The organism is Aeromonas sp. FDAARGOS 1409, assembly GCF_019048705.1.
GTDB classification, from domain to species: Bacteria; Pseudomonadota; Gammaproteobacteria; order Enterobacterales; family Aeromonadaceae; genus Aeromonas; species Aeromonas sanarellii.
Window position 1 is genome coordinate 2029365 of sequence record NZ_CP077395.1, and the last position, 25417, is coordinate 2054781.

General features: G+C 67.2%; 19 protein-coding genes and 1 pseudogene. 16 read left to right on the forward strand and 4 right to left on the reverse strand.

From position 1 onward, the window contains the following. Positions 1-8 precede the first annotated feature (8 nt). The 7 genes and pseudogenes from I6L39_RS09720 to I6L39_RS09750 all read left to right on the forward strand — a co-directional run bounded on the left by I6L39_RS09720 (position 9) and on the right by I6L39_RS09750 (position 4733). Positions 9-485: a murein L,D-transpeptidase family protein gene (locus tag I6L39_RS09720; RefSeq protein ID WP_081843603.1), complete on the forward strand. Its 477-nt coding sequence runs from the start codon at positions 9-11 to the stop codon at positions 483-485. A 122-nt stretch (positions 486-607) separates the two neighbouring features. Next, complete coding sequence (locus I6L39_RS09725; protein ID WP_216991658.1) at positions 608-1321, forward strand: AzlC family ABC transporter permease; 714 nt, start codon at positions 608-610, stop codon at positions 1319-1321. Positions 1322-1344: 23 nt separating this feature from the next. Next, positions 1345-1428, forward strand: a pseudogene (locus tag I6L39_RS09730) (branched-chain amino acid ABC transporter permease); the annotation flags it as partial. 2 nt (positions 1429-1430) lie between these two features. After that, positions 1431-1772, forward strand: a complete 342-nt coding sequence (locus tag I6L39_RS09735) for an AzlD domain-containing protein (RefSeq protein WP_216991659.1) — start codon at positions 1431-1433, stop codon at positions 1770-1772. Positions 1773-1888: 116 nt separating this feature from the next. Continuing rightward, on the forward strand, positions 1889-3424 hold the full coding sequence (locus I6L39_RS09740) for a YjjI family glycine radical enzyme (protein WP_216991660.1): 1536 nt from the start codon (positions 1889-1891) through the stop codon (positions 3422-3424). Continuing rightward, complete coding sequence (locus I6L39_RS09745) at positions 3411-4292, forward strand: YjjW family glycine radical enzyme activase (RefSeq protein ID WP_216991779.1); 882 nt, start codon at positions 3411-3413, stop codon at positions 4290-4292. Before I6L39_RS09740 ends, I6L39_RS09745 begins: the two co-directional genes overlap by 14 nt. A gap of 117 nt (positions 4293-4409) precedes the next feature. After that, on the forward strand, positions 4410-4733 hold the full coding sequence (locus tag I6L39_RS09750; RefSeq protein WP_216991661.1) for a DUF1820 family protein: 324 nt from the start codon (positions 4410-4412) through the stop codon (positions 4731-4733). A gap of 18 nt (positions 4734-4751) precedes the next feature. Here I6L39_RS09750 and I6L39_RS09755 read toward each other — a convergent pair whose 3' ends face one another. Both I6L39_RS09755 and I6L39_RS09760 read right to left on the reverse strand, forming a co-directional pair. Beyond that, on the reverse strand, positions 4752-5684 hold the full coding sequence (locus I6L39_RS09755) for a LysR family transcriptional regulator (RefSeq protein WP_216991662.1): 933 nt from the start codon (positions 5682-5684) through the stop codon (positions 4752-4754). Positions 5685-5748: 64 nt separating this feature from the next. Next, entirely contained in the window at positions 5749-6945 is a 1197-nt protein-coding gene (locus I6L39_RS09760; RefSeq protein WP_042078622.1) for an amino acid aminotransferase, read from the reverse strand. Positions 6946-7335: 390 nt separating this feature from the next. Between I6L39_RS09760 and bcsG the strand changes: the two genes are divergently transcribed. From bcsG to bcsC, 7 genes are read left to right on the forward strand one after another with little or no spacing between them, the layout of a single operon-like run. Then, the gene (gene bcsG, locus I6L39_RS09765) at positions 7336-8982 is read left to right on the forward strand and encodes a cellulose biosynthesis protein BcsG (protein WP_216991663.1); all 1647 of its coding nucleotides are present in this window, start codon (positions 7336-7338) and stop codon (positions 8980-8982) included. Between the two features lie 10 nt (positions 8983-8992). Continuing rightward, positions 8993-9217 carry a cellulose biosynthesis protein BcsR gene (gene bcsR / locus I6L39_RS09770; protein ID WP_216991664.1) on the forward strand — a complete coding sequence of 75 codons (225 nt, stop codon included), beginning with the start codon at positions 8993-8995 and terminating at the stop codon, positions 9215-9217. Then, a complete protein-coding gene (gene bcsQ, locus I6L39_RS09775) occupies positions 9214-9882 on the forward strand; it encodes a cellulose biosynthesis protein BcsQ (RefSeq protein WP_216991665.1) in 669 nt (222 codons plus the stop codon). The genes bcsR and bcsQ overlap by 4 nt, the downstream gene beginning before the upstream one ends. Continuing rightward, entirely contained in the window at positions 9876-12443 is a 2568-nt protein-coding gene (gene bcsA / locus I6L39_RS09780) for a UDP-forming cellulose synthase catalytic subunit (protein ID WP_216991666.1), read from the forward strand. The genes bcsQ and bcsA overlap by 7 nt, the downstream gene beginning before the upstream one ends. Then, a complete protein-coding gene (gene bcsB, locus I6L39_RS09785) occupies positions 12440-14665 on the forward strand; it encodes a cellulose biosynthesis cyclic di-GMP-binding regulatory protein BcsB (RefSeq protein ID WP_216991667.1) in 2226 nt (741 codons plus the stop codon). Before bcsA ends, bcsB begins: the two co-directional genes overlap by 4 nt. Before the next feature lie 3 nt (positions 14666-14668). Further along, positions 14669-15778, forward strand: coding sequence for a cellulose synthase complex periplasmic endoglucanase BcsZ (bcsZ, locus tag I6L39_RS09790; RefSeq protein ID WP_254203763.1), 1110 nt, complete (start codon positions 14669-14671; stop codon positions 15776-15778). Then, positions 15763-19206, forward strand: a complete 3444-nt coding sequence (bcsC, locus tag I6L39_RS09795) for a cellulose synthase complex outer membrane protein BcsC (RefSeq protein WP_216991668.1) — start codon at positions 15763-15765, stop codon at positions 19204-19206. The genes bcsZ and bcsC overlap by 16 nt, the downstream gene beginning before the upstream one ends. Before the next feature lie 28 nt (positions 19207-19234). Here the strand turns inward: bcsC and I6L39_RS09800 are convergent, their stop codons facing one another. Then, complete coding sequence (locus tag I6L39_RS09800; protein ID WP_209794741.1) at positions 19235-19510, reverse strand: metal/formaldehyde-sensitive transcriptional repressor; 276 nt, start codon at positions 19508-19510, stop codon at positions 19235-19237. A gap of 71 nt (positions 19511-19581) precedes the next feature. Between I6L39_RS09800 and dmeF the strand changes: the two genes are divergently transcribed. After that, positions 19582-20538 carry a CDF family Co(II)/Ni(II) efflux transporter DmeF gene (gene dmeF / locus I6L39_RS09805; RefSeq protein WP_216991669.1) on the forward strand — a complete coding sequence of 319 codons (957 nt, stop codon included), beginning with the start codon at positions 19582-19584 and terminating at the stop codon, positions 20536-20538. Positions 20539-20551: 13 nt separating this feature from the next. Here dmeF and I6L39_RS09810 read toward each other — a convergent pair whose 3' ends face one another. Next, positions 20552-20956 (reverse strand): hypothetical protein, encoded by a 405-nt coding sequence (locus I6L39_RS09810; RefSeq protein ID WP_209794739.1) that lies wholly within the window; start codon positions 20954-20956, stop codon positions 20552-20554. Positions 20957-21220: 264 nt separating this feature from the next. Between I6L39_RS09810 and pulA the strand changes: the two genes are divergently transcribed. Next, a complete protein-coding gene (gene pulA, locus I6L39_RS09815) occupies positions 21221-25255 on the forward strand; it encodes a pullulanase-type alpha-1,6-glucosidase (RefSeq protein WP_042078633.1) in 4035 nt (1344 codons plus the stop codon). Positions 25256-25417: the final 162 nt, after the last annotated feature.

The window sequence follows — 25417 nt, forward strand, 5'->3', positions numbered from 1 at the left end:
GATGGAAATTGAGAGCCGTATTGCTGTGTTTGCTGGGGCTGTGGCCCGCATTGAGTTTTGCCACCTTGTCCGCCGATATGGTGGTGGTCAAGAAGTCGAGTTATAGCCTGACCCTGATGAAGGATGGCAAGGAAGTCAAACGCTACTGGGTCGCTCTGGGCCCGGCGCCCATGGGGCACAAGCAGCGGGAAGGGGATCAGCGCACGCCGGAAGGCCGCTACACCCTGGACTACAAGAAGAGCAACTCCGGCTTCTACAAGGCGATCCACATCAACTACCCGAACTTGGACGACATCAAGCGCGCCAACGAGCTGGGGGTGAACCCGGGCGGCATGATCATGATCCACGGCCAGCGCAACAGCCTGGGGGATCGCAGGGTGCAGCCGTCCAACTGGACCAATGGCTGCATCGCGGTGCTCAACCACGAGATGGACGAGATCTGGAACGCCATCGAGCCCGGTACCCCCATCATCATCGAGCCCTGATCCCGCCCTCCGACGCCCGCAGCCATGCGGGCGTTTCATTTTGCCGCAGACCATGGCGTGACAGCCAATCCCGCCCCGTGCTAGCTTTTCCGGCTCGCATTGGCAGTGACAAGGATGATCCCATGACGTCAGGAACCCGCCTCCCCGCGCCCGAGCGCACGGGGGGGCTCTGGTGGCGCGCCACCCTGGACATACTCCCGCTCTCCATCTCGGTGATCCCCTGGGGGATCCTGTGCGGCGCCCTGGCGCTGCAGGCGGGGCTGAGCCCGCTGCAGGCCCAGCTGATGTCGCTGCTGGTCTATGCGGGCGCCGCCCAGCTCTCGGCCACCACCTTGTTCGGGGCGGGCACTCCCCTGCTGCCCATCATGGGATCCACCGTGGTGATCACCTCCCAGCACCTGCTCTATGGCTTCACCTTTCGCCGCGACGTGCTGCCGCTCTCCCTGCGCTGGCGGGCCAGCCTCGCCTTCTTCCTGACCGACGAGATGTTCGCGGTGGCGCTCAAGGAGAGGGAGCGCAGCGGCACCTTCAATCCCGCCTACGCGCTCATCGCGGGCTTCGTCTTCTACCTGTTCTGGAACCTGGCGACCCTGCTCGGCATCGCCGCCGGCCAGTACATCGACGGGCTGGACAGTATGGGGCTGGACTTCGCCATCGCCGCCACCTTCATCGCTATGACCATACCCGCCATGAAGAACCTGCCCATGGTGGCGGCCACCCTGGTGAGCGGCGGCACGGCGCTGCTCACCAAGCCGCTGCTGGCGGAGATCCACATCATCGTCTCGGCCCTGGCCGGCATGGTGGTGGGCTACGTATTGCACCGGATGAGGAGGTAATCATGAGCTGGCTGAAGATAGGGCTGCTGGCGGAGGTCTACACCATCATTGTCTCGGCCCTGGCCGGCATGGTGGTGGGCTATGTGCTGCACCGGATGAGGAGGTGATCATGGGCTGGCTGATGATAGGCCTGCTGGCCCTGATCACCTTCTTCAACCGCTTCGCCTTCTTCTCCCGGCTGACCCGTTACCAGCCCGGCGCCGAGATGGGAGCCTTCCTCAGCTTCTCGGCCCAGTCGGTGCTGACCGCCATCTGGCTGCCCATCGTCTTCAGCTACGAGCCGGGACAAGGGCTGGACTGGGATCCGGATTACCTGGCCGCCACCCTGCTGGTGACCGCGCTGACCCTGCTGCGGCTGCCGACCCTGGTGGTGGTGGTCGTCGGCATGGGGGGCTTCTTCCTGCTGCGCTGGCTGGGGGGCGTGGCCGCGATCCTGCCCTGGCTTTGCTAGGCCCGTGATCCGGCATGGCGGATGTCGTTCTCGGATATCCGCCATGTTGGGAATGTCACTTCAAAAAAGGCCTCCAGAGTGTGAGGATTCTGGCATTCCCCTGTGAGGAGCGAGCCATGTCTTTCACCGACACCTGCCAGCGCATCGTGCGCGACCCCCTGCTCTCGCCGGCCCAGAAGCGCCATGCCCTGGCGCTGGCCGCCGAGAATGCGCTGCCCTATCCCGAGCTGCCCGCCACCGTCCAGGAGGCCATGGCGCGAGGGGTGCTGTGCGACATGTTCGAGGGGCACGCCCCCCACAAGCCGCGCTATGTGCTGCCGGACTATGAAAAGTTCCTGCGCCAGGGCTCGGCCTGGCTGGAGCTGGTGCCGCCAAGGGATTTCGATGAGGCCCTCGACGCCCTGCGCATCCTCTACCACCACGTGCCCTCCGTCACCGGCATGCCGGTCTGGCTGGGCCGGCTCGATCAACTGCTGCTGCCCTTCGTCGGCGCGCTGGATGACGAGACCCTGCATCGCAAGCTGAAGGCCTTCTGGATCTACCTGGACCGGGTGCTGCCGGACGCCTTCATGCACGTCAACATCGGCCCCGATGACAACCGCCTCTGCCGCCTGATCCTGCGCATCGACGGCGAGCTCCAGCAGGCGGCGCCGAACCTCAGCCTGTTCCACGACCCGGCGCAGACCCCGGATAGCCTGCTGCTGCAGGGGGTCGAGAACATAGCCCTGTGCAGCAAGCCCCACATCGTCAACTACCCGCTGCACCGCGACACCTTCGACAGGCGCGGCTTTGGCATCGTCAGCTGCTACAACGCCCTGCCGCTCGGGGGCGGCGCCAACACCCTGGTGCGACTCTCCCTCAGGGCGGTGGTCGAGCAGAGCGCAGGGGTCGAGGATTTCATGGAGAGAATGCTGCCTCACCACTGCGAGCAGGCGTCCCTGCTGATCGAGGCGCGGGCCGCCTTCCTGCACCGGGAGTCCGGCTTCTTCGACAGCTTCCTGGTGCAGGAGGGGTTGATCGAGGAGGGGCGCTTCGTGCCCATGTTCGGCATCTTTGGCATGGCGGAGGCGGTGAATCTGCTGATGGAGAAGGCGGGGCTGGCGGGGCGCTATGGCCACGACGAGGGGGCGAACCGGCTCGGCCATCGCATCTCGGCCCGGCTCGCCGAGCTGGTGACCAGCCGGCCCCAGCCCCACGCCTGGGGCGGGCGGGCCCTGCTGCACGCCCAGGGGGGGCTCAGCCTGGATCAGGGGGTTACCCCAGGGGTGCGCATCCCCTATGGTGAGGAGCCGGATCCCGCCAGCCACCTGCTGGCCCTGGCCCCCCATCACGGCTTCTATCCCTCCGGGATCAGCGAGATCCTGACCCTGGATCCCACCATTCGCCAGAATCCCCAGGCGCTGCTGCAGCTGTGCAAGGGGGCCTTCGCCCTCGGCATGCGCGAGTTCAGCGCCAACGTGGCGGACAGCGATCTGGTGCGGGTGACCGGCTACATGATCCGCAAGCGCGATCTGGCCCGCTTCGCGACCGAAGGCTCGCGGCTGCAGACCACCTGCCTCGGGGTCGAGGCGAGCGAGCTGACCGGCATCCGCCGCCGGCAGCCCAGGGTGGTGGCCGTCGAGGCGCTCCTGGATGACCATGGCGTGCGATGAGGAGGGCGTAAGAGGGACGGTCAGCCGCTGGCTGCCCTTCTCCTGCGTGGACGGGCCCGGAAACCGGCTGGTGCTGTTCCTGCAGGGCTGCAACTTCCGCTGCCCCGGCTGCCACAACCCGCACACCATAGGGGGGTGCGATCACTGCGGCGACTGTGTGCCCGGCTGCCCGGGCGGGGCCCTGAGTCTGAAGGATGGGAGGGTGCACTGGCAGGAGGCGCGCTGTACCCAGTGCGATCGCTGCCTGGAGATCTGCCCCCGCAGCGCCAGCCCCAAGACCCACGAGATGCCGGTGGCCGAGGTGCTGGCCTTGCTGCGCCGCTACGGTCCGCTGCTCAGCGGCATCACTGTGTCCGGCGGGGAGGCGACCACCCAGCTGCCGTTCGTGATCGCCCTGTTCACGGCCATCAAGGAGGCGCCGGATCTGGCCCACCTCAGCTGCCTGCTCGACAGCAACGGTTCCCTCGCCGAGACCGGCTGGCAGCGGCTGCTGCCGGTGCTGGACGGCGCCATGATCGATCTCAAGGGGTGGCAAGCGCCGGTGCACCGTACCCTGACTGGGCGTGATCGGGATCGGGTGCTGGCGTCGCTGCGGCTGCTGGCCGCCCGGGGCAGGCTCGCCGAGTTGCGCCTGCTCCATGTGCCGGGGCAGAGCGACTTTCTCGACGGGGCGGGCGAGCTGGCGGAGGGGCTGGCGGCCTTCCTGGCGTCGCTGGGCCCCGTGCCCATCCGCCTCAACGGCTTTCGCCATCACGGGGTGCGCGGGGCGGCGCTGGCCTGGCCGCAGGCCAGGGAGGATGAGCTGGTGGCCCTGGCCACCGCCTTGAAGGCCAAGGGGTTTGGCCCCGTGATGCTGCCAGCGATCTGAGCCGGCCGGCGCGTCGCTGCCCTGAGACCCGATATGACGCAACTGTGAACTCTGTCTATATGGCACGCCGTCAGTGGCGGCTAGAATGGGAAAACCGCCCACCATCAACAGATACCCATGAGTGAAGCCAACGCCTTATATCGAGTGCAGTTTATTTGTCACAACGAGCGTTACGAAGTCTATGTCAGGGATGTGAGCCAGGGTCAGCTGTTCGGCTTCATCGAGATCGCCCACTTCGTGTGGGACAACCACACGGCGCTCATCGTCGACCCCAGCCACGAGAAGTTGAAGAGTGAATTCGCCGACGTCAATCGCACCATGATCCCCATGCACCACGTGCTGCGGGTCGACCAGGTGCGCAAGCAGGGGGCCGCCCGCATCACGGATCTGGGCAGCAACGTCGCCTCCTTCCCCAGCCCCATCTACACCAAGAAACCCTGATCCCCAGGCTGTCTGGCCTCATCGGGGGGCGCCCATCTCCCGGGCCAGCTGCAGGATCCGCTGGCGGAACCAGCGCAGGGCGGGATCGCCCCCCAGGGGGCCATACCACACCAGGCTGTGGGTGACGGCGCCGTAATCGAAGGGGACGGGGCGGCTCGCCAACCCCTGGGGCGCGGCCTGATCGGCCCAGCCCTCGATGGCGGTGAGGATGAGATCGCTCTGGCGCAGCAGGGCCGCGGCGCTGCCAAAATCCGGCAGGGTGGCGGCGATCTGCCGGCGCACCTGCAACTGGGCCAGGCTCTGCTCGAAGAAGGGGTCGGCCAGCTCGTTGTCGCGGATGGCGATGTGGCGCCAGCTCAGGTAGGCGTCGAGATCCCAGGACCCGGCCAGCGCCGGGTGATCGTCCCGCAACAGGCAGACCAGCCTGTCCTCCCTCAGGGTCTCCCACACCAGACCGGGTTGGCCTGGGCCGGGCTGGCTCTGGTCGTGGGGCAGGATCACGAAGTCCAGCTTGCCCGCCGCCAAGGCCGCCAGTCCCTGCTCCTCCTTGTTTCTGATGACGGGCACCAGCCCGGGCACCTCCTGCATCAATTTCCCCAGCACGGGCCCCATGGGCCAGATCATGCTGCTTTCGCGCATGGCGAGGGTCAGCTCCCCCTGCCAGCTGGCCGGTGCAAACCCCTCCTGGCCGGTGAGGCCGTTCAGCTCTCCCAGCAGGCGGCGCAGGCCGGGCCCGATCCGCTCGGCAAAGGGGGTGGGCAGGAGTTGGTTGCCCTGGCGGTAGAGCAACTGATCCCCGAGCAGCTCCCTGAGCTGGTTGAGGGTCTTGCTGACGGAGGAGGGTGTGGTGCAGAGGCGCTCGGCGCTGCGAGTGACGCTCCGGCTGTCCAGCAGCAGGTGCAGGGTGACCAGGTGGCGGCCGCCGAGACGGGAGAGGGAGATCAGATCCATGGCACCTCCGGACAGGATGGCAAGGGAGAAACAAAAAGCCCCGCCTGAGCGGGGCTTGCGGGGATCACCCCTTGAGCACGGCGGCCATGGCGTCGGCCACGTAGTCCACGTTGCGGCTGTTGAGGCCCGCCACGCACATGCGGCCTGAGCGCACCAGGTAGACGGCGAACTCCTCGCGCAGGCGGTCCACCTGCTCCGGCGTGAAGCCGGTGTAGCTGAACATGCCGCGCTGGTTGATGAAGTAGCCGAAGTCGCGGCCCGGCACCTTGGCGCAGAGCACCTCGTAGAGCTTCTGGCGCATGGCCTTGATGCGGGTGCGCATCTCGGTCACCTCGCCGACCCAGAGGGCGTGCAGTTCGGGCTGGCTCATCACCGCCGCGGTGATCTGGCCGCCGTGGGTGGGGGGGCTGGAGTAGTTGCGGCGCACGGTGGCCTTCATCTGGCCCAGCACCCGGCCCGCCTCTTCGGCATCCTGGCAGATGACCGACAGGCCGCCGCAGCGCTCGCCGTAGAAGGAGAGGTTCTTGGAGAAGGAGTTGCTGACGAAGAAGCTGACCCCCGCATCGACCATGGCGCGGATGGCGTAGGCATCCTCCTCCAGGCCGTCGCCGAAGCCCTGATAGGCGATATCCATAAAGGGGATGAGGTTCTTCTCGACCACCAGCGTGATGACCCTGTCCCACTGGGCGCGGGAGAGATCCACCCCGGTCGGGTTGTGACAGCAGGGGTGCAGCAGCACTATGCTCTTGGCCGGCAGTTGGCTCAGGCAGTCGATCATGGCGTCAAACTGCACGCCGCCGGTGGCCGCGTCGTAGTAGGGATAGTCGTGCACCTTGATGCCGGCCCCCTCGAACATCGCCTTGTGGTTGTCCCAGGTGGGGTTGCTGACCCAGACCTCGGAGGTCGGGAAGTAGCGCTTGAGCAGATCTGCGCCGATCTTCAAGGCGCCTGAGCCCCCTATGGTCTGGATGGTGGCGATGCGACCGGCCTTGACCGCCTCATGGTCGGCGCCAAACAACAGGTGCTGCACCGCGGTGCGGTAGTTGGCGGCCCCTTCCATCGGCTGGTAGGGGCGCGGGGCCGGGGCGGCGGCACGGGCGGCTTCGGCCTGCTGTACCGAGGCCAGCAGCGGGATGCGTCCCTGCTCGTCGTAATAGAGGCCGATCCCCAGGTTCACCTTCTGCTCGCGGGCATCTTTGTGGAAGGTCTCGACTAGCGTCAGTATGGGGTCGCCAGCATAGGCATCGACGTGTTCAAACATGGGGGGTCCTTGAGGTTGACTGTCCAATTCGACCGGCCTGGGGCCGGGGCCGTTATCATGGCGCAATCCGGAGGTGGCCTCAAGCTGTTCGAGATGGCGACAAGGGTGACAGCCTCTGTCGTAGCGGGTTCCCCTTCGAGCCCCATGGTGCGCGTCAGCGCGGCCGGTCATCCCCCCCATTTTGGCGGTGCGGGGTGCCTTTTATGGGGTCGCTTGGGTAACATTGGGCACGTATGGCACTAAAACGTGCGCATCACCCGGTTGTCTGTCCTTGATCCGGTGCCACTCGAGGCGAATCATTCGTTGCATAATAGGCCGACTATCATTCAACCGTTGCAGTGTGCCCGGGTTCCCAGGCGGGGGCCCAAGATAACAGGTGACCCATCGCCGATGACCCGACACGTCTCTGACTCCGCTTCTCCCTGGCTGGACTGGCACGGCCTGGGCGGCTGGAATATCTATTTTCTCGCCAAGTTTGCCCTGCTCTGGGGGGGCTATCTCAACTTCCATCCCCTGATCAACCTGGTGTTCGCCGCCTTCCTGATCTTTCCCCTGCCCCGGGCGGGGTGGCGCCGTGTCAGGCACTGGCTGGCGCTGCCCATGGGAGTGGGGATCTTCTACCACGACACCTGGCTGCCGGGGATGGAGAGCATTCTCGATCAGGGCAGCCAGGTCTTCTCCTTCACCCTGGACTACTGGCTGGCGCTGCTCGGGCGCTTCATCAACTGGGAGATGGTCGGCGCCGGCTTCGTGATGCTGACCCTCTACCTCTTCATCGCCCAGTGGCTGCGCTTCACCCCCTGGATCCTGCTGGCCCTGCTCTGGCTGTGGCTCTCGCCCCTGATAGGCGATCCCTTTGCCTCCAGGACGGCGGTGGCATCGGGCGGGACATCGGTTTCCCGACCCGTGCCCGACCGGGGCGCGGTGTCGATGGAAGAGCAACTGGATCAGAGCGCCCCACCGACCAACGAGAACCTCAACGCCTATCTCGATGATTTCTATCGGGAGGAGCAGGATCGCCTGGTGCGCTTCCCGGACGCCCTGCCCGCTCAGGCGGCGCCCTTCGATGTGCTCATCATCAACATCTGCTCCCTGGCCTGGCGCGACGTGGAGGCGAGCGGCCTGACCGGGCACCCGGTCTGGCGCCATTTCGACATCCGTTTCAACCGCTTCAACTCCGCCACCTCCTACAGCGGCCCGGGCACCATTCGCCTGCTGCGGGCCAGTTGCGGGCAGACCAGCCACCAGGGCCTCTATGTGACGGCCCCCAGCCAGTGCCTGCTGTTCGAGAACCTGGCCCGGCTCGGCTTTGCCAAGCAGGTCGCCATGGATCACTCGGGGGCGTTCGGCAACTACCTGACGGGGCTGCAGCAGTATGCCGGGCTGGACGTCCCTCCCATGGACAAGCAGGGGCTGGCCCACGACCTCGCCTCCTTCGATGGGGAGCCCATCTATCGCGGGGACGCCCTGTTCGGGCGCTGGCTGAACGAGCGGACACAGAGCCAGGCGGCGCGCAACCTGACCTTCTTCAACCTCATCGCCCTGCACGACGGCAACCGCTATGCGGCCAGCCGCCAGATAGCCCCCTACAAGGCCAGGCTCAAGACCCTGCTGGATCAGCTGGACGACTTCATGACGACGCTCGAGCAATCCGGCCGCAAGGTGGCCGTGGTGGTGGTGCCTGAGCACGGTGCCGCACTCACCGGGGACAAGATGCAGATGCCGGGGCTGAGGGACATTCCCAGCCCGAGCATCACCCAGGTGCCGGTGGGGGTAGCCCTGCTCGGCACCAGGGCGCCCCACGAGGCGACCCGCATCATCGACACCCCCAGCAGTTTCCTGGCGGTCTCCGAGCTGGTCTCCCGGCTGGTGAGCGGCGACCTCTTCGGCAGCGAGCGCATCGACTGGGACGCCCTGCTGGGCGACCTGCCGCAGACGCCCGCGGTGTCGGAAAACCAGGGCTCGATCGTGATCGAGTACCAGAACCAGTACCACATCAAGCTGGGGCAGGGGGACTGGGTCCCCTATCCCCAGTGAGGAGGCGACGATGCAGCGCGCGTGGCGGCAAGGGGCGCCGGCCCCCTTCGGTGTGCCGGTGGAGGGGAGAGTGGTGAACGACGTGGTCATGGTCCAGCAGGCCTTCGGCGTCAGCCTCGCCTACCAGGACATCGCGTTCCGGGAGCGGCTGAAGGCCCTGCGCGAGCGCTTCCCGCTGCTGGCTGAGCTGGAGCCGGGGGGACCGGCAGGATCGGAGAAGGGGAGGTCTGCATGAATCTTGTCGCGCTGCAGGGGATCCGCGGTGGCGTGGGGACCACCTCCATCGTCGCCGGTCTGGCGCTGGCGGCCCGGGAGCAGGGGGCCAGGGTGCTGGCGGTGGATCTCTGCGAGGACAACCTGCTCGGCATCCACCTGGGCCTGCCCCATGACCACCCCGGAGGCTGGAGCCGGCTGACCAGCCCGGCGCTGGAGTGGTCAGGAGCCCTCCATCGCTACGAGGAGGGACTGGATCTGCTGCCCCATGGCGGCGTGACGGGGGCCTTCGCAGGCCCCTGGCTGGAGGCCATCCCGGGTTATGACCTGGTGCTGCTGGATCTGCCCATGGGGCCGGTGCCCGAGCTGCCTTGCCGGCGGCTGCTGGTGGTCAACGCCGACGCCAACTGCCATGTGCGGCTTCACCGGCACCGCTGGGCGGCCGACGAGCGCCTGCTGGTGACCCAGTTCACCAGCCACTGCGCCCTGCAGCAGGATCTGCTGGATCTCTGGCAGGCGGGCGGATTGCCCCTGCTCACCCTTCGCCTGCACCGGGACGAGGCGATGGCCGAGGCCATGGCCGCCAAGCAGCCGGTCGGCCGCCATGCCCCCGCCAGCCTGATCGCCCACGAGCTGGCGGCCCTGGCGAGCTGGTGCCTGGGCATCGGGGACGCCGGCCCATGCTGATCCGGCTGCTGGCGCCGACGGCGAGCCTCTGGTGCTCCCAGCGCTATCGCGGGCTGCGCGCCCGGGGCGCCTCCCGCTGGGGGGCCGCCGGGCTGACCCTGGGCTGGCTGCTGGCCTGGGCCCTCTTCCCTCTGGAGCGCCACGGCTGGCAGTGGGTGCTGGGCCATGCCCGGGATCTCTATCCCCAGCTGACACATCCCAGGGCCGGGGACCCGCTGCGCATCCTGTTGCAGAGCCTCTGGATGATAGTGCGCCGTCCCGTGCCCATCCCCCTGCGCTGGCCCGCCTCCTGGCAACGGGCCTGGCACCGGGGCACCCAGGCCCTCGGCGCCTTCCTGATCCGCCAGGAGGAGAAGGGGCTGGCAGCGGCCAGGGCGACCCCCAGGGAGGCGCGCTGGAAGAGCGTGCTGCTCTGCACGGTGGCCGGCGCCCTCTCCCTGCTCTGCATCACCCAGCCGTTCACTCTGGAGGCCCAGCTGGTGTTCGTCATCATGCTGATGGGGATGGCCTTCATCCTGCGCGCCGTGCCGGGCCGCTACCCCATGCTGATGATGATGGTGCTCTCCCTCACCGTCTCCTGCCGCTACATCTGGTGGCGCTACACCTCCACCCTGGACTGGTTCGATCCCGTCAGCCTGGCCTGCGGCCTGCTGCTGCTGGCCGCCGAGACCTATGCCTGGGTAGTGCTGCTGCTCGGCTACTGGCAGACGGCCTGGCCCCTGCACCGCCCGCCGGCGCCGCTGCCGGCGGACCCGGCCCAGTGGCCCAAAGTGGATCTGATGATCCCCACCTACAACGAGGATCTCGCCATCGTCAAGGGCACTGTCTACGCCGCCATGGGGCTCGACTGGCCCGCCGACAGGCTCACCATCTGGCTGCTCGATGACGGGGGACGGGAGTCGTTTCGTGACTTCGCCGAAGAGGCGGGGATCCGCTATGTGGCACGCCCGACCCACGAGCACGCCAAGGCGGGCAACATCAATCACGCCCTCAAGATGGCCACCGGGGATCTGGTCGCCATCTTCGACTGCGACCACCTGCCGACCCGCTCCTTCCTGCAGATGACGGTGGGCTGGTTCTACCGGGATCCCAGGCTGGGGGTGGTGCAGACCCCCCACCACTTCTTCTCGGCCGATCCGTTCGAGCACAACCTGCAGCGGTTTCGCAAGATGCCGAACGAGGGGGCCCTCTTCTACGGCCTGGTGCAGGATGGCAACGACATGTGGGACGCCAGCTTCTTCTGCGGCTCCTGCGCCGTCATCAAGCGCTCGGCCCTGGACGAGATCGGCGGCATCGCGGTGGAGACGGTCACCGAGGATGCCCACACCTCGTTGCGGCTGCACCGCCTCGGCTACACCTCCGCCTATATCCGGATCCCGCTGGCGGCGGGGCTCGCTACCGAGAGTCTCTCGGCCCACATCGGCCAGCGCATCCGCTGGGCGCGCGGCATGGTGCAGATCCTGCGCCTGGACAACCCCCTGTTCGGCAAGGGGCTGAACCTGGGGCAGCGGCTCTGCTACTTCAACGCCATGCTGCACTTCCTCTCGGGCATACCGCGCCTCATCTTCCTGACGGCGCCGCTCGCCTTCCTGATCCTGCACGCCTACATCATCTATGCGCCGGCGGCGGCCATCGCCCTCTACATGCTGCCGCACATCGTCCACAGCGCCCTGACCAACTCCCGGCTGCAGGGCAAGGTGCGCCACTCCTTCTGGGGGGAGGTCTACGAGACGGTGCTGGCCTGGTACATAGCCCGGCCGACCACGGTGGCGCTGTTTGCCCCCCACAAGGGCAAGTTCAACGTCACCGCCAAGGGGGGCATGACGGAGGAGGTGTTCCTGGATCTGGCGGTCTCCCGGCCCTATCTGCTGCTGATCCTGCTCAACCTGTGCGGGCTGGGGTTCGGCATCTGGCGCATCGCCACCGGTCCGGCGGACGAGGTGCCGACCCTGATCCTCAGCATGCTCTGGGCCCTCTACAACATGACCATACTGGGCGGGGCCCTGGCGGTGGCGTTCGAGTCGCGCCAGGTGCGCGCCAACCCCAGGGTGGAGATGGTGATGCCGGCGGCCATCAAGCTGGCCAACGGCCACCTCTACCCCTGCACCGTCAAGGACTACTCCAACGGCGGGGTCGGCATCCTGCTCGAGACGCCCCTGCCCCTGGCCGACAAGGAGCGGGTCTGGCTGCTGCTGCGCCATGACCAGCGGGAGCAGGCGTTCGCCGCCAAGGTGCAGCGGGTGTTCGGCCGCAAGCTGGGGCTGGAGCTGGAACCCATGGAGCAGGCGCAGCACGTCGCCTTCATCCAGTGCACCTTCGCCCGGGCCGACACCTGGTCCCTGTGGCAGCAGCGTCTGGGCAAGGATCGCCCGCTCCACAGCCTGCTCGACATCACGCTGCTGGGGTGGGGCGCCTACTGGCGGCTGGCCCGAACCTCACCCATCGGCTTTGTTTGTATCCTCCTCGAGAAGCTGGCTCGCTGGCTGCTCTCCTTCGTTCCTCGTCGCGTCTCGCCGGATTTCCGGTCAGGGGCTCCGACCACACAGACAGTGAAAGGATGATGAAACCACTACGCTACCTTATCCCTCTCCTGCTGATGGCGCAGGGGGCGACGGCCGACGAGGCCTCGGGCCCCCGGCCGCAAGTCCCCGCGCCGGTGCGCAGCCTGGCGCTGAGTTTCGAGCAGATGGCGTCGGCGCCGGGCACCCTGTCCCTGCGCGGCAATGCCCCTGACGGGCAGGCGGACTTCACCGTGCGGCGCGACGAGGTGGTCACCCGGGCCACGCTGGACCTCGACTTCACGCCGTCCCCCTCCCTGCTGCCGCTCATCTCCCAGGTCAAGGTCTACCTCAATGACGAGCTGATGGGGGTCACCGCCCTCACCAAGGAGCAGATGGGGGAGCGTACCCATGCCCGCATCGAGCTGGATCCGCGCTACGCCAAGGACTTCAACCGGATCAAGGTGAGCTTCGTCGGCCACTACCAGAAGGTGTGCGAGAACCCGGCGAGCGATACCCTGTGGCTCAACGTCAACCGGGACAGCAAGCTGAGCCTGCAGCTGCAGACCCTGCCGGTGCGCAACGAGCTCTCCTTCTTCCCCATGCCGTTCCTCGACATGCGGGACAATGGCAAGCTGATCCTGCCCATGGTGTTCAGCGGTGCCGTGCCCCTCGAACAGCAGCAGGCGGCGGCGGTGCTGGCCTCCTGGTTCGGCACCCGGGCGCAGTGGCGGGGGCAGCACTTCCCGGTGCTCATCAACCGCTTGCCCGATCGCAACGGGGTGATCTTCGCCACCAACGACGCTCGCCCCGATTTCCTGGCCGACTATCCCGAGGTGAAGGGGCCGACCATCGACATGATCAGCTCCCCCGACAATCCCTATGTGAAGCTGCTGCTGATCCTGGGCCGGGATCAGCAGGATCTGCTGGCCGCGGTCAGCGGGCTGGCCCGGGGAGAGGTGCTGCTGCGGGGCCAGAGCGTGCGGGTGGACGAGGTGAAGCCGCTGGCACCGCGCCAGCCTTACGACGCTCCCAACTGGGTGCGCCTCGATCGCAAGATGCGCTTCGACGAGCTGACGGAGTACCCGGGCCAGCTGCAGGCCACGGGGCGCCGCCTCTGGCCCATGAGCCTGACGCTGCGCCTGCCGCCGGATCTCTATCTGCTGGGGGAGAGCGGCATCAGGACCGAGCTCAAGTATCACCACAGCGCGCCGACCCTGAGGGATGGCTCCCGGCTGGATGTGGCGGTCAACGGCCAGTTCATGAAGTCGTTCCCGCTCGAACCCGGTGAGGTCAAGGGGGAGCGGTTGCTTACCCTGCCGCTCTGGTTTGCCGACGACGGCGACGCCACGGCGCTGCGGATGCCCGGGCTCAAGACCACCCAGGCCAACAATCTGAGCTTCTCGTTCGAGTATGCCCAGCAATACATGGGAGGGACGGAGGATGGCCGCTGCGATCTGGTGATGCCGCCGGCCCATCAGGTGCGCATCGACGAGGCCTCCACCATCGACTTCACCGGCTATCGCCACTTCATCGAGATGCCGAACCTCAGGGCCTTCTCCTACGGGGGCTTCCCGTTCAGCCGGATGGCGGATCTCGCCGATAGCCAGGTGGTCATGCCGGCCAGGCCCCACCCGGAGCAGATCACCACCTTGCTCGACACCCTGGGCGCCATCGGGGCCGAGACCGGGTATCCGGCCCTCTCCCTGCGTGTCCTCAATGACTGGGAGCAGGCGCGCACGGCGGATCTCGATACCCTGCTCATCGGCACCCTGCCGGAGGAGTTCAGGCGGGATCCGGAGCCGGACGCCCTGCTGCAGGCCACGCGCAGCTGGGTCAATGAGCCGACGCGCCAGCACAGGGGGGATCTGCTCCACAACATGGCCGATCGCCAGCCCCAGGCCAGGGTGGGCATGACGGGCAACGACGCCATCGCCGTCATCCTGGGGCTGCAGTCCCCGACCCATGATCAGCGCAGCCTGGTGGCCCTGCTGGCGGACGGGTCCGCGGGGGTCAGGCTGCTCAACGACACCCTGCAAACCCCAGCGCAGCGCGATCAGGTGGCGGGCTCGGTGACCCTCATCCGGGAGTCCGGGGTGAAGAGCCTGGAGGTGGGCGAGCGTTACGAACTGGGCTATCTGCCGTGGTGGGAGCGCCTCTGGCAGCTGTTCGCCCGCTATCCGCTGCGCCTCGCCGGGCTGACCCTGGTCTGCATGCTGGTGCTGGGCTGGGGCCTGCGGGTGCTGCTCGCCAGTGCCAGTCGCCGCCGTCTGAAGGAAGACTAAGAGATGACTCAGATGAAGAATGCCTGTGGAGCCCTGATCCTCTGGGCCCTCTGTTCCCTGCCGGCCCTGGCCGCCTGTCACTGGCCGGAGTGGGACCATTTTCGCCAGCACTACATCAGCGAGGAGGGCAGGGTCATCGATCCTGCCGACGGTCGCCGGATCACCACCTCGGAAGGGCAGAGCTACGGCCTCTTCTTCGCCTTGGTCAACGACGACAGGGAGACCTTCGCCCGCCTGCTCGACTGGACCGAGCGGGAGCTCGCCCGCGGCGATCTGACCGGCTTCCTGCCGTCCTGGCTCTGGGGACGGCGGGAGGACGGCAGCTGGGGCGTGCAGGACGAGAACAGCGCCTCCGACTCGGATCTCTGGATAGCCTACAGCCTGCTGGAGGCGGGGCGCCTGTGGGACAACCACAGCTACTCGGCCATCGGTACCCTGCTGCTGCGCCGCATCGCCCGGGAAGAGGTGGCCAGCCTGCCGGGGTTGGGGACGGTGCTGCTGCCCGGTGCGAAAGGCTATGAGGGGGAGGGACGCTGGACCCTGAACCCGAGCTACCTGCCCCCGCAACTGCTGGCCCGCTTCGCCCCCTTCAAGGGACCCTGGGGGGAGATGAGGGCCCTGCTGCCCAGGCTGCTGCAGGAGAGTGCGCCCCTGGGCTTTGCCCCCGACTGGGTGGACTGGCAGACGGACAAGGGGTGGCAGGTGACGGCGGACAAGGGCGATCTCGGCAGCTATGACGCCATCCGCGTCTACCTCTGGCTCGGCATGTTGAGCGAGGAGGATCCCGCCAGGGCGCCCCTGGTGGCGCACTTCGCCCCCATGCTGGCGAGCACGGCCGCACAGGGCGCGGTTCCCGAGCGGGTCGACACCCGCAGTGCCCAGACCAGGGGCAAGGGGCCGGCCGGCTTTGCCGCCGCCCTGCTGCCCCTCTCCCGGGGCGGGCCCATGGAGGCCACCCTGCGCGGCCAGGTGTCGGCCCATGGCCTGGATGCCGACGCCTATTACGGCAGCGTGCTGAGCCTGTTCGGTGCCGGCTGGGATCAGGGGCGCTACCGCTTCGCCGCCGACGGCACCCTGCAACCGGACTGGAGCGCGTCATGCCGGGCAGAGTGATCCTGGGGGGCCTGCTCGCCTGTCTGGTGAGCGGCGCCCTGGCGCAGGAGACGGTACGGCCTGTGCCCTGGCTGCTGGAGCAGGTCAGGATAGGGGAGGCCCGCGGGCGGGAAGATCTCGTCAGCAACAGCCTCTACTCCCTCTCCCTGGTGGAGCCGGACCACCCCGAACTGCTGGCGGCCCAGGCGCGCCAGGCCCTGCGCCAGGGCAAGACCAGGGAGGCCGAGGCGCTGCTCGCCCGGCTCGGCAAGCTGGATCCCGATTCCCCCCTCTATCGCCAGGGCATGGCGAATCTCGCCCTGAGCGAGCCGGCCCGGCGCCAGCAGCTGCAACAGGCGAGGCTGCTGACCAACGCCGGTCGCCTCGAGGAGGCGGAGCGCCTCTATCGCACCCTGTTCTCGGGGGATCTGCCCCCCAATCTCGAGGTGGCGGTGGAGTACGCCCTGTTGCAGACGCGCATCCCCGCCATGAAGGCGAAGGGGCTGGCGGCCCTGGAGGCGCTGAACCGGCAATATCCGGGCGAGCCCAGGGTGCGGGGCGGGCTGGCTCGCCACTACCTGGCGGGTGGACGCCAGGAGGAGGCCCTGGATCTGCTGCGCCAGATGGCGCGGGATCCATACCAGCGGGACGAGGCCGCCGAGATCTGGTTCGCCCATGTCGAGACCATGCCGGTCGGACCCGGGAGCATGGCGGCGCTGCAGGAGTACATAGTGCTGTTCGGCGAGGGGGCGGATACCACCAAAGCCGAGGCGATGCTCGAGACCCAGGAGGCACAGTGGGCCTCGCCCGCCTACCGCTCGCGCCAGTCGGCGCTGGCGCGCGCCGCCGGCGGCACCGCCTCCATCGCCGAACTGCGGCAGGCCCTGGCCGCCAATCCCGGGGATCCCGAGCTGATGGGGGCCCTGGGGCAGGCCTACTCCCGCAACGATCAGCGGGCGCTCGCCATCACCCAGTTCGAGCGGGTGCTGGCACACCCCGAGGCGACCGACAAGGACAAATGGCGCAGCCTGCTGGCCACCAACCGCTACTGGCTGCTGGTGAGCCAGGGGCGCAGCGCCCTCGAACGGGAGCAGTGGGAGGAGGCGGCGACCCTGTATCGCCGTGCCATCGCCCAGGATGGTCGTGAGCCCGAGGCCTGGCTGGGCCTGGGGGACAGCGAACGGGGCCGTCATCGCGACGCCGACGCGGAGTCCGCCTACCGCAGGGCGCTCGCCATAGGGGGCGCACGGGAGCGGGCACTGGCCCGCCTGTTCGACCTCTACAAGGAGCAGGATCCGGCGCGGGCCCTGGCCCTGCTGGCGCAGCACGGCACTCCGGCCATGCAGGCCGAGGGCAAGCGGCTCAGGGCCGAGCTGTTGCAGGAGGAGGCCGACCGGCTCGATCGGGACGGCCAGCTCGCGCAGGCGCTCACCCGGCGTGAGCAGGCGCTCACCCTCACCCCGGACGAGCCCTGGTTGGCCTACCGGGTGGCCGATACCCGGGCCCGCCTCGGGGAGGCCGGGAGCGGGGAGCGGCTCTTGCGGGAACGGCTGGCGGCGCGGCCCCAGGACGCCGCCCTGCGCTACGCCACCGCCCTCTATCTCTCGGGGCAGGACAAGACGGTGGAGGCGAGAGGGGTGCTGGCCGCCATCCCCAGGTCCGGCTGGACACAGGACATGGATGCGCTGGATCGGCGCCTTGCCCGCGGCGAGGTGCTGGCCAAGGCCAGGGCGAGCCATGCCCGGGGAGATGATGCCGGGGCCGAGCGGCTGCTCCAGCCGCTGCAACCCGATGAGGAGGTGACCCTGATGCTGGCGGACTGGGCCGCCGAGCGGGGGGAGCTTGCTCTGGCCGAGCACCATTACCGCCAGGTGCTGGCCCGTACGCCGCAGCAGCCCGAGGCCAGGCTCGGCATGGCCGAACTGGCCCGGGCCAGGGGGGACGGGGCTGAGGCCCGGCGCTGGCTGCCGGCCTGGCCGATCAGCCCGCTGCCCCCGGAGGCGTTCAACTACTACCGCCGGGTGGCGAACCTCTATCAGGCGCTGGGAGAAGGCGAAACGGCCGGGGCCATCTTCGCCGGCTACGAGCCCCTGGTGTTGGAGCAACCGGCCTCCCAGCAGACGGCCCTGTTCTGGCGCGATGCGGCCCGCCAGCGCTTCGCGGCCCACGACACCGAGGGGGCCCTGGTGCGGGATCGCAAGGGGCTGGTGGCCGCAGGCCTCGCCCCCCGCGAGGAGCTGGACGAGGGGGAACTGACCCGGCTGGCCCGCAGCCAGGACGGGGAAGGATGGCTGGCGTCCGGCCTGCGCAGCGATCTCGACAGGCATTACCGGCAGAGCCAGACCACCCTCTCCCTCGACAGCGATTACTGGGGATCCAGCGGCACCGGGGGCTACTCGGATCTGCGGGCCCTGACCCAGATGGCGCAGCTGGATACCCCCCTGGCCGGTGGCACCGCCTTCGGCCGGCTGGAGCTGGTCGACATGGATGCGGGGCAGCTGCCGGACTCCCCCTACCGGGCGCAGTTCGGTACCTGCGCCGCCCGCGACTGCCGGGGGCAGGAGCACCAGCAGAGTCGGGGCACCACCCTGGCGGCGGGCTGGCAGCGGGGGAACTGGGCCTTCGATCTCGGTACCACGCCGCTCGGCTTCGAGGTGGTGGACTGGGTCGGTGGTGCCACCCTGACCGGTGACTGGCGCGAACTGGGGTGGGGGCTCACCCTCTCCCGGCGGCCCGTCAGCAGTTCACTGCTCTCCTACGCGGGGACGGTGGATCCGGGGACGGGCATCAGCTGGGGCGGGGTGCGAGCGAACGGGGTGCGGCTCGATCTCAGCCATGATCTGGGGGGCGCCGTCGGCTTCTGGGGCAGCGCCCAGCAGCACCTGCTGACCGGCAAGAACGTGCCGGACAACTGGCGCACCCGGCTCATGGGGGGTGGTTACTACAAGTTCGTCAACGAGACGCACCGCCGCGCCAGCGTGGGGCTCAGCACCATGCTGTGGCATTACCAGCAGGATCTGGGCGGCTACACCCTGGGGCAGGGGGGCTACTACAGCCCGCAAGGGTACTTCTCGCTCTCGGTGCCGGTCAGCTACCGGCAGCGCACGCCGGACTGGTCCTGGGAGCTGGGCGGTTCCGGTTCCTGGTCCCACTCCCGCACCGACGACAGCCGTCGCTACCCGCTGGAGGACCTGCTGCCCACCGCCTTGCCGGACAGCAACGCCCCCGTGCAGGGGGGCAGCAGCAGCGGTTTCGGCTATACCCTGAACGCCGTGGTGGAGCACCGGCTGACCGAGCACTGGCGCATCGGCGGGCGGGTGGACATCCAGCAGGCGGATGACTATGCCCCCAGCCATGCCACTCTCTTCCTGCGCTACACCTTCAAGCCCTGGCAGGGGGATCTCGACATGCCGCCGAGGCCCCTGACCCCCTACGCCGACTTTGACTGACAGGGGCGCCCGGCCTGGCCGGGCGCCCTCATTTCAGATAGGAACGCAGCACCCGCACCACCTGGTCCAGATCCTCCAGCCGCTCGGCCGGGGTCGCCTCCTCGGCACCCAGATGCTCGCGCATGTGTCCCTCCAGCACCTCCAGCATCAGGCCGTTGACGGCGCCGCGGATGGCGGCGATCTGCTGCAGGATGGCGGCGCAGTCGCTCCCCTGCTCCAGGGCGCTCTCCAGGGCGCCGGTCTGGCCCTTGATGCGGCGCACCCGCGCCAGCAGCTTCTTCTTGCCGTGAATGGTGTGTGACATGCAGGATCCTCTCGCGCAATAAAACTATACTGGGGTATAGTATATTGCATCCTCGTCTTCAGGAGAAATCCATGTCATCCCTCACCTCATGCCACTGCCACCAACCCGTCGTGCACCAGGGCAACCCCCTTGCGGAGCAGAAGACCCGCTGGGCCGTGCTGCTCACCGTCATCATGATGGTGGCGGAAATCGGCGGCGGCTGGTTCTACAACTCCATGGCGCTGCTGGCAGACGGCTGGCACATGAGCTCCCATGCCCTGGCCCTCGGACTCTCCGTGCTGGCCTATCGCGCCGCCCGCCACTTCGCCCGGGATCACAGGTTCAGCTTCGGCACCTGGAAGATCGAGGTGCTGGGGGGCTTCAGCAGCGCCCTGCTGCTGGTGGGGGTGGCGGGAGTGATGCTGTTCGAGTCGGTGGCCAGGCTGCTGAATCCCAGCCCCATCCACTACCAGCAGGCGATCGGCATCGCCCTGCTGGGCCTGCTAGTCAACCTGGCGTGCGCCTGGCTGCTCAAGGACGATCACGGCCATCACCACGGCCATCACCACGGCCATCACCACGACCACCATGATGATCATCACCACGGCCATGACCATCATCACGGTCATCAGGATCTGAACCTGCGCGCCGCCTACCTCCACGTGCTGGCGGACGCGGCCACCTCGGTGCTGGCCATAGTGGCGCTGGTGGGGGGCATGCTGTGGGGGGCTGACTGGCTGGATCCCCTGATGGGCATAGTGGGGGCCGTGCTGGTGGCGATCTGGGCCCGGGGGCTGCTGCGGGACACGGGGCGCGTGTTGCTGGATGCGGAGATGGACGCCCCCCTGGTGGCGGAGATCCGCGAGGTGATAGCCGAGCTGCCGGGCGCCGAGATCCGCGATCTGCACGTCTGGCGGGTGGGGCAGACGCAGTATGCCGCCGCGATGTCGTTGCAGATGACGACCCCCTTGCCGGCACAGGCGATCCGCGAGCGGCTCGCCATCCACGAGGAGCTGGTGCACCTGACCATAGAGGTGGCCGGAGGCTGAGGTCCCGCCGGGGTCAGCGCTGTCCCTCGCTGCCCCCCAGATCCTGCCAGAGGGAGCCCAGCATCAGCCTGAGCAGCAATCCCGGGGGGTCATCGAGCAGTTGGCCTGGCTCCAGCAGCAGGTGGCCGTCGGCGCGAAAACCCAGGCTGGCGTGGACCTTGCCCTCCTCGCCGCACACCTGGATGAGGCCGTTCAGGGCCCCCCGTTCGCCGGGCTGGCAGCGCAGGCGCAGCTCCCGCGGCTCTCCCAGCAGGGTGAAGGCGCGGGAGAGGGGCGGACTCTCCTCGTAGTCCGGCCAGTTGAAGAAGTGGTAGCGCTCGGCGAGCGCACCGGCCTGCTGGCAGAATTGATCGAACAGCTGGGCAATCCCCTGATACTCCTGATCCAGCCGCCTCGCCTGCTCCTCAATCCGTTTCATCTCTCATGGCTCCCTCTATCCACTTGATTAGGCATTGATTTCGCCCGTGTTCCCCATCTCTCTGCTGGTATGTGCCGAAAGTGCCTGCCGGTCTGTGAGCCCGATCCAATTTTCGTTATGAAAACGTTATCTTGTTGAAACGGGTTGGTTTTTTTTGCCCATCCGCTCACATTTACGACAATCTCCGCTGATTAATATGACACCGCTCGGCCACGACCGGGCACCTCGAGTATCGAGACCAACTACAGCGGGAATTATAAAAAAATGGATATGAAAAAGACCAAGGTGGCGCTGGTAACAGCCTCACTGCTCGCGCTTTTGTCAGGCTGTAACGACAACAGTTCTTCACCCTCCACCCCGACTCCCCAGGATGAGCCCGTCGCTCGCCTTCCCAATGTGCAACCCCCGGCCGAGCAGCTGGTGGCCGGTCCCAATGAGGCGGTCATCGCCCTGGTCGACACCCAGAGCAGCGCGGCCCGTGGCGTCGACGGCCCCTTCGCGGGTCACAGCCTGCATCTGTGGAACAACGACGCCTGCAACTCCACCGCCGACGGCGGCCTGAACGCGAGCTGGGACGACAAGAGCAAGACGCCGTCCGCGGCGGACAGCTTCGGCCCGAGCTGGGTGGTGCCCCTCAGCAAGATGGAAGGCTGCATCAACTTCATCGCCCGCAACGGCGATCTGGCGAACCTGACCGGCGCCGACATGAAGGTGGTCTTCAGCGATCACCCGGATCGCACCGTGGCCATAGTCGCCGGCAAGAACGAGATCTTCGGCAGCCGGGCCGACGCCTTCACCGCCGCCTTCGGCGTGGCGGGGGCCAGCGCCCACCTGATCGACGGCAACACCCTGATCTGGCAAGGGGGCAAGGACAAGCCCCACGTCCGCCTCTACTACACCGAGTCCGGCACCATCACCGCCAACGCCGAGGGGGTGTTTGACTTCCCCTACCTCAAGCTGACCCCGACCAGCCTGACGGCCGAGCAGCAGGCCAAGTACCCGCATCTCAAGGATGCCGCCGCCTTCGCCCTGCCGGCGGGGCAGGATCTCAAGCCCCTGCTCAAGGGTGAGCTGGTGGCCATCGGCACCGATGCCGACGGCATCCTGCAGGGCGCCACCCTGGTGCAGAGCGCCGGCGCCCTTGATGCCCTCTACAGCGAAGCGGCCACCAAGCTGGCCTACGGTGCCGTGGTCGAGGGGGGCAATGTCACCTTCCGGCTCTGGGCGCCGACCGCCAAGTCGGTCAAGCTGGCGCTGTTCGACGAGCAGCACAACGCCATCGGCGAGCGTGCCATGACCCTGGACGAGGCCAGCGGCAGCTGGAGCGTACAGGGGGGCAGCGATCTGGTGGGCAAATACTATCGCTACGACATCCAGGTCTATCACCCGGTCAGCCGCAAGCTGGAATCCTATCAGGTGACCGACCCCTACTCCCTGAGCCTGGCCATGAACTCCGAGTTCAGCCAGGTGGTGGATCTCGACGATCCGGCCCTCAAGCCGGACGGCTGGGACAGCCTGAAGGCGCCCCACAGCCAGCAGAACCCCGCCGACATCACCATTTATGAGGCCCATGTCCGGGATCTGACCGGCAACGACGCCTCGACCGATGCAGAGAAGCGCGGCAAGTTCCTCGGCCTGACCCAGCCCGACAGCGTGCCGGTCAAGCACCTGCAATCCCTGGCCAAGAGCGGCGTCAGCCACCTGCACCTGCTGCCGGTGTTCGACATCGCCACCGTCAACGAGGATCCGGCCAAGGTGGCCAACATCGGCGACGACTTCAGCAAGCTGTGCGAGGTCAATGCCGAGGTCAAGAACTCCAAGTTTGCGAGCCACTGTGGCGGCGGCCAGACCATCGAGGCCGTGCTGGCAGATCTGCAAGCCAGCGACAGCAAGGAGAACCCGGTCGTACAGGAGCTGTACGGCTATCTGCGCGGCGTGGACTCCTTCAACTGGGGTTATGACCCCTACCACTACACCACGCCGGAAGGCTCCTACGCCACCGATGCGGAGGGGACGACCCGGATCAAGGAGTTCCGCGAGATGGTCATGGCCATCAAGCAGAACATCGGCATGAACGTGGTGATGGACGTGGTCTACAACCACACCAACGAGGCGGGCCTGGGGCCGAAGTCCGTGCTCGACAAGATAGTGCCCTGGTACTACCAGCGCCTGAACCCGGAGACCGGCTCGGTGGAAAACTCCACCTGCTGCTCCAACACGGCACCTGAACACGCCATGTTCGCCAAGCTGATGGATGACTCCCTGGTCACCTGGGCGCGGGACTACAAGATCGACGCCTTCCGCTTCGACCTGATGGGTCACCACCCGAAGGATCAGATGGTGCAGGCCCTGGCCGAGGTGAAGAAGGTCAACCCGGACATGTACTTCTACGGCGAGGGGTGGAACTTCGGCGAAGTGCAGGATGACAAGCGCTTCGTGCAGGCGACCCAGAAACACCTGGCCGGTACCGGCATCGGCTCCTTCTCCGACCGGTTGCGGGATGCGGTGCGCGGCGGCAGCCCGTTCGACGGCGGTGATGCCATCCGTGAAACCCAGGGCTTTGGCAACGGCGCCTTCGTTGACCAGAACGAGGCAAGCAAAGTTGACGAGGATAGCGCGAAACACCTTGCAGACCTGGTGCGCCTCGGCATGGCGGGCAACCTCAAGGAGTTCGTGCTGACCGACAAGGACGGCGTACCGAAGAAGGGGTCCGACATCGACTACAACGGTCAGCCCGCGGGCTATGCCCAGGATCCGACCGAAATCCAGAACTATGTCGACAAGCACGACAACCAGACCCTGTTCGACAACCTGGTCTACAAGGCGCCGGCGGGGGCCGATCTGGTGCGGATGCAGGGGGTGTCGCTCGCTACCGCCATGCTGGGTCAGGGCATTCCCTTCACCCACGCAGGGGTGGAACTGCTGCGCTCCAAGTCCATGGAGCGGGACAGCTATGACTCCGGCGACTGGTACAACCGGGTCGACTATACCCTGGGCGACAACAACTTCGACAAGGGCCTGCCGCGCAAGGACAAGGACGAGGCCAACTACGAGTTGATCGAGCAGGTGCTCGGCCAGCACGCCAAGCCGGGTTCGGCCGAGATGGCGCAGATGGTGAGCTTCTACCAGGAGCTGTCCGAGCTGCGTCAATCCTCCCGCCTGCTGCGTCTGGGCAGTGGTGCCGAGGTGATCAAGCGGGTTGACTTCCGCAACACCGGGCCGGATCAGACTCCGGGTCTCATCGTGATGACGGTGGACGATGGCAGCAAGGCCGGCGCGGATCTGGATCCGGCCATCGACGGCCTGGTGGTGATGATCAACGCCACCAGCCAGAGCCAGAGCATCGGCGACTTCCGTGACGGCGACGATCAGCCCATCGACCTCTCCGGTCTGGTGCTGAGCGGTGCCCATCGCGACGTCGACAGCATCGCCAGCGGCGCCGCCGTGGGGAACGGTGAGCTGACCCTGGGGGCCTGGTCCGCCGCCGTCTTCGTCAAGCCGCAGAACGGCGCCCAAGGCGCGGGTCTGCCGGTGAGCAAGAAGACGGATCTGAGCACCTTGCCACCCTTCGGTGATACCGAGGTGTTTGTCCGTGGCTTCTTGGGGGCCTGGGATCCGGTCAACAAGATGAGCTTCAGTGGCAACTACACCTATGAGTTCACCACCGAAGTGACGACGGATCAGCTGGGGACGACCCAGGTGAAGATCGCCGGCAGCGACTGGGGCGGCCCCGTCAACTACGGCAAGTGCAGCGATACCGACCAGCTGGCAACCGGCCAGGTCAGCGCGCTCTGCGCCAACGGCGGGGATCTGCCGTTCAATGTGGACAAGGCGGGCACCTACAAGTTCGTCTTTACCGCCATGAACAAGGACAAGCCGACCTTGAGCGTCAGCTACACCGAGCCGGTGCAGGGCTGCAAGGTGCTGGATACGGTGGCGGGCAACCCGCTCGGCTACAACCTGTTCGTCAAGGGTGAGCTGTCTGGCTGGAATCCCCAGCCTCAGTACCAGTTGAGCTACAAGGGGATGGAGGGCGATCTCGCCATCTATCAGGTCGCGTTCAACTACACCGGCACCACAGAGTTCAAGGTGGCCAACGAGGACTGGAGCAAGGAGTACCTGATCAATGGCGGTGGTGAAGTTCAGGCCGAGACAGGCTATCCGTTTGCCTTCTCCCAGCCAGCCAGCGCCAACAACAAGATCACCCTGCCGCAGGGTCTGTGGAGCGTGCTGGTGAAGGTGGATCCGGCTGCGGCTAAGCCGGGCACCGCCGTGATCCAGGAGTGCAGCGCCAAGTAAGCCTTCCCATTGAGCCCGGGGCTGGCTCGGCAGCCCCGGGTTGAATTCCGCCTCGCCAAGGGCGGGATAACACCGAGAGAGTAAGCAAAGCGCGACTGCCGACCGGCAGGCGCGCTTTTTCTTTGTCGTCGTGGGCGAGGCAATAAAAAAAGCCGCCCCACT

What these genes read in the sequence shown, in the direction of transcription:
- I6L39_RS09750 (WP_216991661.1), top strand. Translation starts at nt 4,410, where the DNA reads ATGAGTGAAGCCAACGCCTTATATCGAGTGCAGTTTATTTGTCACAAC.
- bcsR (WP_216991664.1), top strand. Translation starts at nt 8,993, where the DNA reads ATGCAGCGCGCGTGGCGGCAAGGGGCGCCGGCCCCCTTCGGTGTGCCG.
- dmeF (WP_216991669.1), top strand. Translation starts at nt 19,582, where the DNA reads ATGTCATCCCTCACCTCATGCCACTGCCACCAACCCGTCGTGCACCAG.
- I6L39_RS09810 (WP_209794739.1), bottom strand. Translation starts at nt 20,956, where the DNA reads ATGAAACGGATTGAGGAGCAGGCGAGGCGGCTGGATCAGGAGTATCAG.
- bcsZ (WP_254203763.1), top strand. Translation starts at nt 14,669, where the DNA reads ATGACTCAGATGAAGAATGCCTGTGGAGCCCTGATCCTCTGGGCCCTC.
- bcsG (WP_216991663.1), top strand. Translation starts at nt 7,336, where the DNA reads ATGACCCGACACGTCTCTGACTCCGCTTCTCCCTGGCTGGACTGGCAC.
- I6L39_RS09755 (WP_216991662.1), bottom strand. Translation starts at nt 5,684, where the DNA reads ATGGATCTGATCTCCCTCTCCCGTCTCGGCGGCCGCCACCTGGTCACC.
- I6L39_RS09760 (WP_042078622.1), bottom strand. Translation starts at nt 6,945, where the DNA reads ATGTTTGAACACGTCGATGCCTATGCTGGCGACCCCATACTGACGCTA.
- I6L39_RS09740 (WP_216991660.1), top strand. Translation starts at nt 1,889, where the DNA reads ATGTCTTTCACCGACACCTGCCAGCGCATCGTGCGCGACCCCCTGCTC.
- bcsC (WP_216991668.1), top strand. Translation starts at nt 15,763, where the DNA reads ATGCCGGGCAGAGTGATCCTGGGGGGCCTGCTCGCCTGTCTGGTGAGC.
- I6L39_RS09735 (WP_216991659.1), top strand. Translation starts at nt 1,431, where the DNA reads ATGGGCTGGCTGATGATAGGCCTGCTGGCCCTGATCACCTTCTTCAAC.
- bcsA (WP_216991666.1), top strand. Translation starts at nt 9,876, where the DNA reads ATGCTGATCCGGCTGCTGGCGCCGACGGCGAGCCTCTGGTGCTCCCAG.
- pulA (WP_042078633.1), top strand. Translation starts at nt 21,221, where the DNA reads ATGGATATGAAAAAGACCAAGGTGGCGCTGGTAACAGCCTCACTGCTC.
- I6L39_RS09745 (WP_216991779.1), top strand. Translation starts at nt 3,411, where the DNA reads ATGGCGTGCGATGAGGAGGGCGTAAGAGGGACGGTCAGCCGCTGGCTG.
- I6L39_RS09725 (WP_216991658.1), top strand. Translation starts at nt 608, where the DNA reads ATGACGTCAGGAACCCGCCTCCCCGCGCCCGAGCGCACGGGGGGGCTC.
- bcsQ (WP_216991665.1), top strand. Translation starts at nt 9,214, where the DNA reads ATGAATCTTGTCGCGCTGCAGGGGATCCGCGGTGGCGTGGGGACCACC.
- I6L39_RS09800 (WP_209794741.1), bottom strand. Translation starts at nt 19,510, where the DNA reads ATGTCACACACCATTCACGGCAAGAAGAAGCTGCTGGCGCGGGTGCGC.
- bcsB (WP_216991667.1), top strand. Translation starts at nt 12,440, where the DNA reads ATGATGAAACCACTACGCTACCTTATCCCTCTCCTGCTGATGGCGCAG.